Source organism: Terasakiella pusilla DSM 6293, from assembly GCF_000688235.1.
GTDB lineage: Bacteria > Pseudomonadota > Alphaproteobacteria > Rhodospirillales > Terasakiellaceae > Terasakiella > Terasakiella pusilla.
In genome coordinates this window covers 88,917-102,212 of sequence record NZ_JHYO01000002.1, presented here as the reverse complement: position 1 = coordinate 102,212, position 13,296 = coordinate 88,917, and the positions used below count along the sequence as shown (strand labels likewise).

The window sequence follows — 13,296 nt, the reverse complement described above, 5'->3', positions numbered from 1 at the left end:
AATTCAATTTTTAATCGACTTTAGTGAGCATTAAAATTCAGACTATAACATTGCGATCAATTGAAATATTGTCTTAATCACACGACACTGGGGAATGAAAGATGGCCTTCCGACTTGGGGAAAAAATTGAAACCAACAATTTAGACGAATACACGTTCGTCGGTCACAGCGGCCAACGCGTCATTGATCATGCGGATAAGTTACTCAATATGATTTTACGACACGAATTGGGGGGCCCCGATGTCGCAAGCCTGTTCGCAATCCCCCGCTTTGATGATAACCGGCGCCATATTTCCTGGTTTTCTCATCACACGGGTGCCCACCAGCCCTTTTGGGAACAACCGGACGACATTCAACAAGATGTTCTCTTAAAGTTAAAAAGCACCTATCAATCCATCAAAGCGATAGAGGAACATATAAAAGCGTCATCCGACCCAAACGTCATGGCTTACGCCCGCATGCTGCCCCTGCTGCTCAATTTCCCGGAACCTGTTGAGTACCATCTTTTCCTCAAAAACAACCAGCCGACCTGCACCCATTGGGGGGCCAATAAGTCAATTGCAACAAGCTCTCAAGACACATTAGGCCCGTTTCTGGAAAGCTGGCAAGAACGGTTAAACCATAAACGAAGAATGGCGCAAGAAGCGGCTGAAAATGCCAAACGCGCAGAAACATTTATGGGCCGCTTAACCAGAGCTGGTGCAAAAATCGGGAATATCACCGTCAGCCTGGTATGGAATGACATCAACGATCTTGATCTCCATATTGCCTGCCCAAACGGTGAAACCATCAATTTCACAAATAAGTTTGCCTGCGGGGGGATGCTAGATATCGATAGAAACGCGCAAGCAAACTCCCTCGTTGCTGATCCTGTGGAAAATATCGTCTGGACACGCTCCCCCACCGTCAAAGGAACCTACGAGGTCTATGTCCACTACTATAGAAGGTTTGACGGAAAGTCCGCCCCCTCCACCTTTGATGTGCGCCTTCAAAAGGCAGGAAAGACGACTTTCCACAACGGGCAACTTAAGGAGAATGAAACCCAACATGTCGTCTCATTCTCCATATAAAACCTCACAGTTTATCCTGAGCGGCTCACTGGGCCCTGAGCCTAAACATTGACTGAATAATGTGGTGCCCTGCCAGTTGGTGCAACATGCCTGCCCCGGCATGCACTGCCAAGTACCCCCACATCACAGGACCAAGAGCTTCATGAATTTCTTTTACGTCGTGAAGCCAGCCGGTCATTTTTTGGCTTGGGTCGGCATAGAGAAGGATCAACGTACCTGACAGAGCGAGGAGCGTGCCTGCACTCATCCCCAATCCCTGTATCGAACCTGCAAGTGGTGACGGTTCCTCCGTCGTCGGCAGTTTAAAGCGAAACAGATGGGAAATATATTTGGCGATATCAGCCTTCAACGCCAACAGGCGCGCTTTCGAAAACCACGGAAACAGATGTCCCGGTGAGACGGGTCCTTTGCGAATAAAGGTCCAAGCCCAGTTTAAAATTAAGATGCCTAACAGAAAAGCGCCCAAATATTCATGCGCATTATAAAAAATGTTGGCATCCCTGCCGGGTTTGGGATGAACCATAACCAGCGTTAACAGCATTTGTGTCGTGATGCCAAAGGCAATCAACATATGGAAGAGGCGCGTCAATCGATCGTATTGCATTTTTAAATCTCCGGTCAGAAAGTCAGGATCAGGCCGCAAGCCCTTTACGGCCTGATCGATGAATGATTAGCGAAAGAAGGCTTTCCATTGCGACAGGACTTCGCCGGTTTGTGCGTCAATCATCATTTCTTTTTTGTGGCCGTCCTGATCTCTGATGTCGGCCTCGTAATAGCCTTTCTCCAATTCGATTTCCTCGATGGAGGTATACCCTTGTGCCGCCAAAATATTTAACGCCTGATCCAAAGTGACCTTCGGGGCCGCGCTTGCATCGTCGGTGTTATATTTCTTGCTTTTCTTTTCAAGAACTTTCACGGCTTGGGTTTCCGGGATAATGGCAAGCTTAAGGCGGTCCCCGTTCGCATCACGAACCTTGGCTTTAAAGAAGCCATACTCGTTTTCAATTTCATAAATGTCGCCATATCCTTCTTTCTGAACAAGCTCGATGACAGTCTTGAAAGATGTCAGGCTCTCTTTTCTATCTGTCATGACTGTGTCGGACGAATATGCCTGAGTGCTCAGAGCTGCCACAGCAAGAGCAGCGATCATGGAATTGCGGATCATCGGTTTCATAGTGTGTTTCCTTCAGTTTCTTGTAAACAGGGCCAGTCTTGTCGTGGCCATGTTTGAAGTGATCAATGTCGATGAAGGCACTCTACCTGATCTTAGCTTGTGCTAGACTGAAGCACATTTTAAGCTGGCGTTAAGGTTCAAAACTGTATGGTAAGAAACTTTTTAGTCTGAATTGCAAAGTTGAGAAGATGATGAAAGTTTTACTTTATCCACTTGGTATCTTAGTTTTTTTTGCCGCCTTATCTGTTGCGCAAGCAGACAATGACCGACAAACGGCAAGAGAATTGTTGCAATCTGGACAAATCGTTTCCATCGATGCCCTCCTTAAAAAAGTGCAAACTGAATTTCCCGGTCATATTCTTAAAATAAAACTGGATGATGAAGACGATGCGCAATCGGGATGGGTGTATGAAACCAAGATTTTGCGTGAAGATGGCGTGGTCATGGAAATAGAATATGATGCGAAGTCCCTCGACATTGTAAAAGTCGAAAAGGGAAAACGAAAAAAAGATCATCATAAGTAAGTCACCAAGGGGGAAATGATGAAAATTCTTGTGATCGAAGATGATCAGGAAATCGCGCGACAGGTCAGTTCGGCCCTGCGCGATGTCGGCTATGCCGTCGACACCGCCTATGATGGGGAAGAAGGACATTTTCTGGGCGATACGGAATCTTATGACGCCATCATTCTTGATCTGGGCTTACCCGTGAGAAGCGGCCTTAGCGTTCTTGAAAGCTGGCGCAAAGATGGTCGAATAATGCCTGTCCTTATTTTATCCGCCCGGGATACCTGGCGGGAAAAAGTAACCGGCCTGAGGACAGGAGCAGACGATTATCTCGCCAAACCATTTGAAATGGAAGAGATGCTGGCGCGGGTTGAAGCCCTCGTGCGCCGAGGTGCTGGACAAAGCAATCCGGTTTTAGTCTGCGGGGATATCAAGCTGGATACGACAACGCAGAAAGCCTACCTTAAGAATGAAACCTTATCCCTGACATCTATGGAATACCGACTGCTCTCCTATTTCATGCATCACCCTGAAGCCGTGATTTCTAAAACAGAATTGAGCGAGCATTTGTATGAATACGATGCGGACAAGGATTCAAACACCATTGAGGTTTTGATCAACAAACTTCGAAACAAGCTGGGGGCCAGCTGTATTCGGACATACCGTGGCAGAGGCTATCAATTGACGGCGAATGTGTGATGTTTAAATCGTCCTTACAGCTACGTCTCATTCTTTCTTCCCTGATCTGGATGATCGCCAGTCTGGTTCTGACCGGGGTGCTGATCGTGTCTCTTTTTCAGGGGCATATTGAAAAGCGCTTTGATGGCCAATTGAATGATCACCTTGAAGAACTTGTCGCCGCGAGTGAAATTTCTCCCAACGGACAACTGGATTTAACATGGTCGCCGTCAGATCCCCGCTTTAACAGGCCACATTCTGGATGGTACTGGGAAATCCTAGAAAATGGATCAGTGATTCACCAGTCAAATTCATTATTAATGGCAACTGTTTTCCCCATGGGGCAACAAACCGATCGTTTTTTTCAGACGAACGGGCCATCCGGCGAGGAAATTCGACTTTATAGCCGTCAAATCGCCTTTCCAAGAAGTGCGGACAGATTTGTTTTTATTGTGGCCGGACCGGTCAGCGACATGGAAGACGATATCCATACTTTCTCCGGGAATATTATCCTCGTTCTATCAGTTTTAAGCTGTGTCTTGCTGAGCATGATTGTATTACAAATTAAGTATGGGCTATTGCCGTTAAAACGTCTTACTCAATCATTATCTCAAATCCGTTCGGGTGATTTGGAAAAAATGCCCACTGACTTTCCTTTGGAAGTGCAACCGCTCGCTACAGAGCTGAACACGTTGCTAGAATATAATTTTACTTTGCTGGAACGTGCCCGAACCCAAGTTGGCAATCTTGCCCATTCCTTGAAAAGTCCAATCGCCGTTTTAATGAACGAGGCCAAAGATGTTCCCGGCGAGAAAGGCATCCTCATCCGCCAGCACCTCAACAATGCAACGGATAGCATCACACGTTACCTGAATAAGGCGCGCATTGCAGGTTCCTCCCGTCTGTTAGGTACAAAAACCGACCTTGGAGATGTTGCGGCGGACATTAAGTTCTCACTGGACAAATTGTTTGACCAGTCAAGGCTGGAGATTAGCCTATCCGGTATGGAGGGGCTGATGGTGCGTGCCGACCCGCAGGATATGGAAGAACTGTTTGGCAACCTTATGGAAAATGCCTGCAAATGGGCGAAAAATCAGATTGCCATTTCCGGCAGCTCTCAGGCTGGTCAGGTCCTTATACAAATTGAGGACGACGGCCCCGGTGTGCCTCTTGAACATATGAATGACCTTGTAAAAAGAGGCCTGCGGCTAGATGAAACAAAACCCGGCACAGGGCTTGGGTTACATATCGCCTCAGAAATCGCAGAGCTTTACGGTGGCCAGCTTGATTTCTTCACCTCCCCACTGGGCGGCTTGGGGATTAAACTCACACTGCCGCAAGTCTTGTAGGAAAAAACTGTTTACCCTCCGATCCACATACCATTTGAACCGGAGGGTAAACTGATTAATCTTCGACGGTCAGTGTGTCGTTGAAACCACCCGAAGCCCCAAAAAATAAATATAGGTGAAGTTGTGACAGCAATTCATACCCATATCCTCATATTCAACCAATATTAAGGCGCATCTTTGGCATTTTCCATCAGGAAGTTGAGAACCAGCTTGCGTTCCTCATCCTCAAGGCGAGTAGCCCCTATTGAGTAACTGATCAGCGCTTGAGCTTTGCCCCCTTGCCGATGTAATCCCCATGCCCCCATTTCTTTGAGGAAAAGAATATAGCCGTTATGCATGTTTCGATTATTTGACTCTTATATTTAAATCGAATATAAAAATCGCAGACGTTGGTGCCCCGAACATTTTGGGGTGAAAATGGGAAGCTGGTGTAAATCCAGCACTGCCCCCGCAACTGTAAACGGTAAGCGTCGGTTCTAAGAAGGATCACTGGCAAGTGCACACAGCCGGGAAGGTCGAACCGATTAGCATAGACCCGTGAGTCAGGAGACCTGCCCACGTTAGCGTTACCCGTCCTTCATACGGGAAGGTTTGAAGGCATGGCTACCCATTGTGGTGACGCATAAAGTGTCGCTGTGGTGGGAATCTCATTTTTCCAAATTGTTTCCATCCAGAACATATCTTCGATTTGCTCAAAGGATCTTTGTGTCTTTTGTAGAAAATCGCTGCCTTTTGCCGTGTCCTTTATGGGGCATGGTTACTGACGGGTTGGGTTGTTCAATCCGCAGTAGCTTAAACGCATGAAGCCCCCGAAAATCTTGGCGGATCACTCGGAGGCTTCGTGAACTTGGATAAATTCACACAGACGGAGTCTGCAATGCGCACTCTGAACGAACTCGTTCGCCCTGTCAAATGCCTCGGCATTTGTGCAGGTATAGTAGCACTGTCGATTTCCACGGCCCAAGCACAGGACGCGGAAACCGAAGAAGTGGTGGTGACAGCCACTCGGATGGAAACACCGATTTCTAAAGTCGGTAGCTCGACAACCGTTATCACCGCTGAAGAAATTGAGCGCGACCAAGCCCGCGAAGTCATTGATGTCTTACGTAAAGTTCCCGGTCTGTCCATTACACAGACAGGAAGCTTTGGCGCAAGCACCTCTATTTTCATGCGGGGCATGAGCGCCTATCACACTCAATTGTTGATTGATGGCGTCGAAATGGCAGACCCCAGTGCCGCCCAACCTTCTTATGACTTTGGGCATCTTATGGTCACCGATATCGAACGGATCGAGATCGTACGTGGTCCGCAAAGTACGCTTTATGGCGGTGATGCCATGGGCGGGGTCATCAATATCATTACAAAAAAAGGCAAAGGCGCGCCACGCTCATCCGTATCGGCGGAATATGGCAGTTACAATACCAAAAACCTGAAAGCGTCCCTATCCGGTGCCCATCAGAAACTGTCCTATGCCGTCAGCGCCAGCTATCTGGACACGCAAGGCTTCTCATCTGCGGATGAACGCAACGGCAATGATGAGGACGATGGGGCAGAGAACCTGACGATTAATGCCAATTTTGGTGTCCAGTTTACAGACAATTTCTCGGTTGAAACCAAGCTGCGCCATATGCGCTCTGAGATCGAATATGACAACTGGTCCGGCGGTCGTGCCGTCGATCGCAACGACAATATGCGAAAGCGCGAAAGCACCGCCTATCTGGGCGCAAACCTGGCCCTGTTTGACAACCGTCTGACCAATAAGTTTGGCGTCAGTTACATCAGTAGCGAGCGTGACACCTATCTGGGGGATGCCCGAAATTCATATTTTGATGGCGACAAAAACAAGTTTGAATATCAGGGAAATTTTAAAATCACGGACGCGCAGAATATCGTTTTTGGCGCTGAAACTGAACAGGAACATACAGAACAGGCCGGTATTGATCAGAAGGTCCGCAACAACGGGTATTTTGCGACCTATCAGATTGAAGCGGTCGAAAACTTGGTCCTATCTGCCGGGGCTCGTCTGGATGACCATGAAAAATATGGCAATCACGACACCTATCGTTTGACGGGTTCTTATACGCTGGACAGCACACAAACCCGCTTTCACAGCAGTCTTGGTACGGGTTTTCGCGCCCCAAGCCTTTACGAACTCTATGAAAGTGTTTGGGGGGGCGGCAACCCGAACCTGAAGCCGGAAGAAAGCCGCGGCTGGGACTTCGGTGTTGAACAACCGTTGTGGGAGGACCGAATTGTCCTTGATGTGACCTACTTTGAAAACACGACCAAAAACCTGATCAATTGGGTTGGCTCAGGTTACGTAAATATCAACGAAGCAGAAGCACGCGGCGTTGAAACCGGCCTCTCTGTTGACCTATTGGACAACCTATCCCTGGCCGGGACCTATACCTACACATTAGCAGAAAATAAAAGCACAGGCGGCACCCTTGCGCGTCGTCCGAAACATGAAGGGACGTTGAGCCTTGCTTACGAACCCATGGACGATCTGACAACCGATCTGTCCGTACGGGCAAAAGGGCGCACCTTTGATAGCGCGACGTCCAGCTATATGGGTGGTTTTGCGGTTTATGACTTCAAGACATCTTACAAAATCAATGACGTGGCAACGGTCTTTGGCCGCGTCGAAAATATCTTTGACAAAGACTACCACGAAGCCTCCAGCTACGGCACGGGCGGGCGCGCTGCCTACGTCGGTGTGCGGGCCAGTTTTTAAGGTGATTTATGACAAATTCTCAAATTGTTGAAGAAGAAGGCATGGGGAAACTTGAAATCTTCCCCCTTGATACCAGTGAAGAAACCTTACTGGATATCCTGACGAATGTGTTTGAAAACTATTGGGACAAGGTGGTCTTCGGCCCCCTTGTTCAAGGGGCGGTTTTTGAAATTCACGCGCCCAATGCGCCCACCCGCATCAATATGCTGGATGGATATCTGACGGTTAATTTTGGCAGTTGGCATTTTCACATGTGCATCGGTCACCATAAAGGCAACCGCACCAACCCGACATCACCGGAACTGGCCCATCACCGCCGTTGTCAGCGGGCAGAAATGTATCGCATTCTCAACAGTGACGGCAGCCCGCGGAGCTGGGGGATGCGTTTTTATAACGGCAAGAATGAACAGATGATGACGGTCTTTTTCCCCAACCCGTTTATCAGCGATGAAGAACGGATTTTGAAAAACCCGGACTGGACACGTCTGGCCATGTGGGACGAATTCCGCCGAAAATATCTGAGCATGGAGCCAGAACCACTGGATCAGGCCGGCACCCGGTTCAGGTGCGGGGGGCACTAAGTGGTGCGCAGCGTTATCTGCGGCGGGTTTTTATCCGTCGCAGTTTCCCTTTTCACCGTACAGGCACAGGCGGACAAGCCCCAGCGTATTGTCAGCCTGAGCGTTTGTGGCGACCAGTACGTTATGGGATTGGCGGAACGATCCCGTATTGCCGCCCTGTCTGAAGATGCAAGAGATCCGCGTATATCTTTGCAACATGAAAAGGCGCAAGACCTGCCCATAACACGCGGCAATGCAGAAGAAATTCTGCTGCTCAAACCCGATCTGGTCATTGCCAACCGCTGGCGTGGGGCCAAGACCGTAGAAATCCTGAAGCAATCAGGCATTCCTGTCCTTATGCTCTCTCTGCCTGTCACTTTGGAAGAAATTGAGGCAGAAACCCATAAAGTAGCAAGAGCCCTTGGCGAAGCAGAAAAAGGCGAAGCCCTGTTGGGGGAGTTGAAAGCCGCCATGTCCTCATCAGCTCAACCAGAGGGACCACGCGCGGCCTATTTTATGCCGGGCGGGTACAGCGCGGGCCAAAATACGTTTGTTGAAACCGTTTTACATTCAGCCGGCTATCGCAATCTCGCCAGCGAGATGGGCTTGCGCGGCTGGTCCTCCCTAGCTTTGGAAGAACTGGTTTTACAAAAGCCGGACATCTTGATTATGAGCTTTTTTAAAGGGGGAAAATTCAGCTTGTCCACCCGATTGCGTAAACACAGTGCGCTGCGGGAAATGATGAAGACAACCCCCGTCATCGATGTACCGGATAAATACTGGGCCTGTGGCGGCTGGTTTTTATTTGAAGCGATTAACTACCTCAAAGGAAAGAGAACCTCATGATCAGGCTTTCCAGCAGTTTGACGTTAGCCCTGCTTTTAGCAATGGGGCTGGGCCTTTACATCGGCTACACCCCCTTGCCCATAGATATCCTATGGGGCGGCCTTGTGGGGGAAGCTGAGCGCGGATATCAAATCGTCATGCAGGAAATCCGCTTGCCGCGTGTTTTACTCGGTGCTGTGATCGGCTTTTCGCTCGGCTTAAGTGGGGCCGCCATGCAAGGCTTACTCAGAAACCCATTGGCTGAACCGGGCGTTGTCGGTGTTTCGGCAACGGCTGGATTAGGCGGTGTCATCACAATTTATTTCGGACTTGCCAGCAGTTTTGCCTGGTCCTTGCCGATTGCCAGCATGACGGGGGCGGGAGTGGCTGTTGGGTTGATCTTTATGCTGACGGGACGCGATGCGTCGGTCCTGACGATTATCCTTGCAGGCGTTGCCATCAGCAGTCTTGCCGTCGCCTTGACCTCCCTAACCATGAGCCTTGCACCGACCCCGTGGGCAGTGACGGAGATGCTGTTTTGGGTGATGGGCTCGCTTAAGGATCGCAGTATGACGGATGTGACCCTGACCTTTCCGTTTATGGTGATGGGATGGGCGTTGATCCTGTCTTCAGCACGCGCCCTTGATGCGCTGACCTTGGGGGAGGAAACGGCGCGTTCCATGGGGGTAAACCTTAAAAGCGTCAATTTGCGCTTGATTGTTGGAACCGCGATGTGCGTCGGTGCCTCTGTGTCCGCAGCGGGCAGTATCGGTTTTATCGGACTGGTGGTGCCACATCTGTTACGTCCACTGGTGTCCTATCAACCGAGTAAGCTGTTGATCGTCAGCGGGTTGGGTGGCTCTGTTTTGTTAATCTTGGCGGATATCGCTGTGCGCCTGATCCCGTCCAAGCCGGAAATTAACCTCGGCGTTTTAACAGCACTGATCGGCGCCCCATTTTTTCTGTACCTCATTCTAAAAACAAGACGGGAGATGAGATAATGTCACTGATCTCTGCGGAGCAACTATCTGTAACCATTGATGATAAACAATTATTGGAAGATGTTTCTTTTCATGTTGAACAAGGCGAGCTGATTGGCTTGATCGGCCCCAATGGGGCTGGCAAATCCACATTATTGAAAACACTCATCGGGCTCACAGAACCAACATCGGGGCGCGTCATATTTAAAGGACACCCCCTAGCCGACTTACCCATGGCGGCGCGCGGGCGGCAAATCGGCTATGTTGCCCAAGGCAGTATCTGCCATTGGCCCATGAACGTGCAGAAAGTGGTGGAGATGGGACGCCTCCCCTATCAGCGCCTGTTTCGTCAAAAAAAGGCTGCGGATATCGCCGCGATAAATGCAGCGCTTGAGACTTTCGACATTACCCATCTCAAAGATCGTCTGGTCTCTACCCTATCCGGTGGAGAACGTGCGCGGGTCATGCTGGCGCGTGCCCATGCAGGCACCCCGCACATCCTGTTTGCCGATGAACCCACGGCAGACCTTGATCCGGGCCATCAGTTGCAGGTCATGAACGTCCTTCAAGCGCAAGCCCGTGCGGGGATGGCTTGTGTGGTTGTCTTGCATGACCTGAACCTTGCCAGTCGTTTTTGTGATCGATTGTACTTATTACAAAACGGGCGACTGAAAGCAGCTGGCCCCGTCGCGGATGTGTTGAAACCGACACATCTGAAACAGGCCTATGGGATCGAAGCGCTGTTGGGTCTGCATCAGGATGAAAACTATATTGTGCCGTGGAGGTTGATTTCCTGATGCGTCGCGTCCCTCTTTCCGCAGGTCTGGCATGTTCCCTCCTGTTGCATGCAGGGGTGGTTATCGGGTGTTTGCTTGTTTGGGACAAGGTAACGCCGCCCGTTGTCGGCGCAGACCTGATGGCTGTGGAAATCATTATGGAAAGCCCGTCGCCCGGCGGTGCAGACGGGATGCAGCAACAGTTGATAAAGCAGGAAGAACCTGTGCAACCGACCCCTGAAGAAGAAAGAGTTCCCGCCCAAGCCCCCATTGAAGACCACAAAGAAGAGATCATCAACGAGGCAGAGATTATTCATGATGCCCCTGTTTCAAAACAGGCTGAATTTGTCCTGCAACAAAAACCCAAACCGCCGGTACGGGCAAAACAGCCTGTAAAAGACGCATCGACCTCACCTGCAGTCTTGACGCACACGAAACAACAGCTTCAACCCGCGTTGGAGAACATCAAGGGGCAGGATCAAGGCCAAACGACCCGTGGAAGCACACAAATGGCAGGGGTTCAGCAGATTGGCCTGGCTGGTGAGATTAAATCGGCGCGCTATGTCATGGGAAGCGCCAGCAATCCAAAACCCAAATACCCCAAGCTTGCGCGTAAACGCGGTTGGCAAGGGCGCGTCATTTTAAGTGTCCATATTAATTCGGAAGGTCAGCCCGTCGATATCCAGATCAAACAATCCAGCGGTCATAAAATTTTGGATCGTGCTGCATTGAAAGCTTTGCAAAAATGGACATTTCAACCCGCCCGAAAAGCCGGCATGCGGATTGCCAGCCGTCTTAATATCCCCATTCGTTTCGACCTCATGAACAGTTAGGTGTTAAAATGAGTTTTTCCTTTTCATATGCTGCGCCATGGCTTGTGGCAGAATTTGAGACAGAACAACGCATGCTCAGTTGGTCCATTACCCATCCGGGGTTTTGTGAAAATAAACGGGTGGCTTGGCTTGAAGTCCGCAATTCGGACTTAAGCCCCAATATTGATGCGCAGGAATATATGCAATCCCTCTTGGATAAAAACAAATTGCGCGGCGCCTTGGGCCTGATGACATCGCGCCATATCGAACATCATCATTTTGCTGAACGCACGCAAGGTTTTGTAAAGGCCCAATGCCTGATTACTTTGGGGCTGAGTAATGGGGCGCATATCGGCTTTCCGGATCATGAGAAGTCATTTGAAAAAGTCGGCACCATCAATTCCCTCTGTGCGGTGAATGTACCGTTAAGCGATGGCGCGATGATCGAAGCGTCCTCCATCGCCACGCAAGCGCGCACCGCCGCCCTAATGGACTATTACCAAACCCATTTACCGCAGGTGCAGGCGATTACCGGAACAGGCACCGATTGCATTGTCATTGCGTGCCCAAAAGAAGCCAGCAACACCATGTTTGCCGGCCTGCACACGAACGTGGGCAAAGCATTGGGCGAAGCAGTCTATACCGCTTCACGGGAAACCTGCACCGTCTGGCACAAAACCAAAAGAAGCTGGAACACATCGGACAAAAACAACTAAGCCATATAAAACGCCCTCTTCTCTTCAATTTGTAAGAGATGTTTAAAGACATTTGACAACCGACCAGACATATTCATACTCTTGCCAGTGTACGTGCTTGTTTTTATAAGGACAAAACGTTCTGGATGTCTTGCCACACTAAAGAGTTAGAATGATAAAAAAAATATTGGTTTTCTGGAATCCCGGAGCGGGGAAGATCACTGCAGAAAAGGTTGATCATGCAATTGAACGACTGCGCTCAAATGGCTTTGAAGTATCCTTACAGCCGACTCAACCAAGAAGTCGCAAAGAAGGGATCTGCCAAGACTATGTCAAATGCCTGCACGGACAAGAGGCGGTTTTAATTGCAGGGGGTGATGGCACAATCAGCAATGTTGTCAACGGGTTGGGTAACCATCTAACCATCCCCTTTGGCATTATCCCCTTTGGAACGGTAAATTTACTGTCCCGCGAAATTGGCGTCACCCAACAGAATTTTGATCACCCCTTTAAGCAACTCAAAACAAAACGAATATATCTTGCCACCCTAAATGACATACGCTTCATCATGACGGCGAGCGTAGGCTTTGACGCAAAATCCGTCGCGGCGCTAGATGTCTCTTTAAAACGGAAAATTGGCGCCCTCGCCTATGTTGCCGCTTTACTCAAAACGCTTAAATCCTGCCGCACAGATTGTTACGATGTCACCTGTGACCGACAAAACCATCAGGCAAAATCCGTCATTATCATGAACGGAAAATATTATGCAGGTTCCTATTGTTTAGGGTATGAAACGGGAATAGATCAACCGAACTTTCAAGTGTACCTTTTCGGCAAAAATGACTTTTTCTCCGTCTTACGCTTTTGCCTGAACATGGCATTCCAACGCTTGCACAAATGCGCCGATATTAAAGTCCTTCAGACTTCCAGTGTCGTTGTAAAATCACAAGAGGCTAACTCTCCCGTTCAGGCCGATGGGGACGTTGCATTAAGGCTCCCCATCCAAATCAGGACACATGACCACCCCTATCAGCTTCTCATTCCATAAACATCATAAATTGAGTAAGCATTTGACATACATATTCATGTTGCTAAGGTTTTGATCGTCCTATTTCCTTTGATCTATTTAAGGTGGGC

15 protein-coding genes and 1 riboswitch are annotated in these 13,296 nt (G+C 49.3%); of the genes, 12 read left to right on the top strand and 3 right to left on the bottom strand.

Annotated features, from left to right (window positions below; translation table 11 throughout):
- Positions 1-101: 101 nt before the first annotated feature.
- The gene (locus tag Q397_RS0101850) at positions 102-1,070 is read left to right on the top strand and encodes a hypothetical protein (protein WP_028877970.1); all 969 of its coding nucleotides are present in this window, start codon (positions 102-104) and stop codon (positions 1,068-1,070) included.
- Between the two features lie 25 nt (positions 1,071-1,095).
- On the opposite strand, the gene Q397_RS0101845 is transcribed toward Q397_RS0101850, so the two are convergent.
- Positions 1,096-1,674 (bottom strand): cytochrome b/b6 domain-containing protein, encoded by a 579-nt coding sequence (locus tag Q397_RS0101845; protein ID WP_028877969.1) that lies wholly within the window; start codon positions 1,672-1,674, stop codon positions 1,096-1,098.
- A gap of 66 nt (positions 1,675-1,740) precedes the next feature.
- Positions 1,741-2,244 (bottom strand): PepSY domain-containing protein, encoded by a 504-nt coding sequence (locus Q397_RS20585; RefSeq protein ID WP_038012622.1) that lies wholly within the window; start codon positions 2,242-2,244, stop codon positions 1,741-1,743.
- 188 nt (positions 2,245-2,432) lie between these two features.
- On the opposite strand from Q397_RS20585, the gene Q397_RS0101835 reads away from it, so the two are divergent.
- From Q397_RS0101835 to Q397_RS0101825, 3 genes are read left to right on the top strand one after another with little or no spacing between them, the layout of a single operon-like run.
- Positions 2,433-2,768 (top strand): PepSY domain-containing protein, encoded by a 336-nt coding sequence (locus Q397_RS0101835; RefSeq protein WP_028877968.1) that lies wholly within the window; start codon positions 2,433-2,435, stop codon positions 2,766-2,768.
- Between the two features lie 18 nt (positions 2,769-2,786).
- Positions 2,787-3,449, top strand: a complete 663-nt coding sequence (locus Q397_RS0101830) for a response regulator transcription factor (RefSeq protein WP_028877967.1) — start codon at positions 2,787-2,789, stop codon at positions 3,447-3,449.
- On the top strand, positions 3,449-4,777 hold the full coding sequence (locus Q397_RS0101825) for a sensor histidine kinase (protein ID WP_028877966.1): 1,329 nt from the start codon (positions 3,449-3,451) through the stop codon (positions 4,775-4,777). Before Q397_RS0101830 ends, Q397_RS0101825 begins: the two co-directional genes overlap by 1 nt.
- A gap of 164 nt (positions 4,778-4,941) precedes the next feature.
- Here the strand turns inward: Q397_RS0101825 and Q397_RS24925 are convergent, their stop codons facing one another.
- Positions 4,942-5,115 carry a hypothetical protein gene (locus Q397_RS24925; RefSeq protein ID WP_156950612.1) on the bottom strand — a complete coding sequence of 58 codons (174 nt, stop codon included), beginning with the start codon at positions 5,113-5,115 and terminating at the stop codon, positions 4,942-4,944.
- A 35-nt stretch (positions 5,116-5,150) separates the two neighbouring features.
- A riboswitch (cobalamin riboswitch) is annotated at positions 5,151-5,350 on the top strand.
- A gap of 304 nt (positions 5,351-5,654) precedes the next feature.
- Here Q397_RS24925 and Q397_RS0101815 point away from each other — a divergent pair.
- The 8 genes from Q397_RS0101815 to Q397_RS23745 all read left to right on the top strand — a co-directional run bounded on the left by Q397_RS0101815 (position 5,655) and on the right by Q397_RS23745 (position 13,207).
- Positions 5,655-7,511 carry a TonB-dependent receptor plug domain-containing protein gene (locus Q397_RS0101815; protein ID WP_028877965.1) on the top strand — a complete coding sequence of 619 codons (1,857 nt, stop codon included), beginning with the start codon at positions 5,655-5,657 and terminating at the stop codon, positions 7,509-7,511.
- A gap of 8 nt (positions 7,512-7,519) precedes the next feature.
- Positions 7,520-8,092: a DUF7676 family protein gene (locus tag Q397_RS0101810; protein ID WP_028877964.1), complete on the top strand. Its 573-nt coding sequence runs from the start codon at positions 7,520-7,522 to the stop codon at positions 8,090-8,092.
- Positions 8,093-8,917 carry an ABC transporter substrate-binding protein gene (locus Q397_RS20580; protein ID WP_051609608.1) on the top strand — a complete coding sequence of 275 codons (825 nt, stop codon included), beginning with the start codon at positions 8,093-8,095 and terminating at the stop codon, positions 8,915-8,917.
- Positions 8,914-9,897: a FecCD family ABC transporter permease gene (locus tag Q397_RS0101800; protein WP_028877963.1), complete on the top strand. Its 984-nt coding sequence runs from the start codon at positions 8,914-8,916 to the stop codon at positions 9,895-9,897. The genes Q397_RS20580 and Q397_RS0101800 overlap by 4 nt, the downstream gene beginning before the upstream one ends.
- Positions 9,897-10,673 carry an ABC transporter ATP-binding protein gene (locus Q397_RS0101795; protein ID WP_028877962.1) on the top strand — a complete coding sequence of 259 codons (777 nt, stop codon included), beginning with the start codon at positions 9,897-9,899 and terminating at the stop codon, positions 10,671-10,673. The genes Q397_RS0101800 and Q397_RS0101795 overlap by 1 nt, the downstream gene beginning before the upstream one ends.
- Positions 10,673-11,485 (top strand): energy transducer TonB, encoded by an 813-nt coding sequence (locus tag Q397_RS23750; protein WP_156950611.1) that lies wholly within the window; start codon positions 10,673-10,675, stop codon positions 11,483-11,485. The genes Q397_RS0101795 and Q397_RS23750 overlap by 1 nt, the downstream gene beginning before the upstream one ends.
- A gap of 8 nt (positions 11,486-11,493) precedes the next feature.
- Positions 11,494-12,180 (top strand): adenosylcobinamide amidohydrolase, encoded by a 687-nt coding sequence (locus tag Q397_RS0101785; protein ID WP_028877960.1) that lies wholly within the window; start codon positions 11,494-11,496, stop codon positions 12,178-12,180.
- Positions 12,181-12,331: 151 nt separating this feature from the next.
- On the top strand, positions 12,332-13,207 hold the full coding sequence (locus Q397_RS23745; RefSeq protein WP_028877959.1) for a diacylglycerol/lipid kinase family protein: 876 nt from the start codon (positions 12,332-12,334) through the stop codon (positions 13,205-13,207).
- Positions 13,208-13,296 lie beyond the last annotated feature (89 nt).

What these genes read in the sequence shown, in the direction of transcription:
- Q397_RS0101795 (WP_028877962.1), top strand. Translation starts at nt 9,897, where the DNA reads ATGTCACTGATCTCTGCGGAGCAACTATCTGTAACCATTGATGATAAA.
- Q397_RS0101815 (WP_028877965.1), top strand. Translation starts at nt 5,655, where the DNA reads ATGCGCACTCTGAACGAACTCGTTCGCCCTGTCAAATGCCTCGGCATT.
- Q397_RS20585 (WP_038012622.1), bottom strand. Translation starts at nt 2,244, where the DNA reads ATGAAACCGATGATCCGCAATTCCATGATCGCTGCTCTTGCTGTGGCA.
- Q397_RS24925 (WP_156950612.1), bottom strand. Translation starts at nt 5,115, where the DNA reads ATGCATAACGGCTATATTCTTTTCCTCAAAGAAATGGGGGCATGGGGA.
- Q397_RS0101825 (WP_028877966.1), top strand. Translation starts at nt 3,449, where the DNA reads ATGTTTAAATCGTCCTTACAGCTACGTCTCATTCTTTCTTCCCTGATC.
- Q397_RS23750 (WP_156950611.1), top strand. Translation starts at nt 10,673, where the DNA reads ATGCGTCGCGTCCCTCTTTCCGCAGGTCTGGCATGTTCCCTCCTGTTG.
- Q397_RS23745 (WP_028877959.1), top strand. Translation starts at nt 12,332, where the DNA reads ATGATAAAAAAAATATTGGTTTTCTGGAATCCCGGAGCGGGGAAGATC.
- Q397_RS0101845 (WP_028877969.1), bottom strand. Translation starts at nt 1,674, where the DNA reads ATGCAATACGATCGATTGACGCGCCTCTTCCATATGTTGATTGCCTTT.
- Q397_RS0101800 (WP_028877963.1), top strand. Translation starts at nt 8,914, where the DNA reads ATGATCAGGCTTTCCAGCAGTTTGACGTTAGCCCTGCTTTTAGCAATG.
- Q397_RS0101850 (WP_028877970.1), top strand. Translation starts at nt 102, where the DNA reads ATGGCCTTCCGACTTGGGGAAAAAATTGAAACCAACAATTTAGACGAA.
- Q397_RS0101835 (WP_028877968.1), top strand. Translation starts at nt 2,433, where the DNA reads ATGATGAAAGTTTTACTTTATCCACTTGGTATCTTAGTTTTTTTTGCC.
- Q397_RS0101810 (WP_028877964.1), top strand. Translation starts at nt 7,520, where the DNA reads ATGACAAATTCTCAAATTGTTGAAGAAGAAGGCATGGGGAAACTTGAA.
- Q397_RS0101785 (WP_028877960.1), top strand. Translation starts at nt 11,494, where the DNA reads ATGAGTTTTTCCTTTTCATATGCTGCGCCATGGCTTGTGGCAGAATTT.
- Q397_RS0101830 (WP_028877967.1), top strand. Translation starts at nt 2,787, where the DNA reads ATGAAAATTCTTGTGATCGAAGATGATCAGGAAATCGCGCGACAGGTC.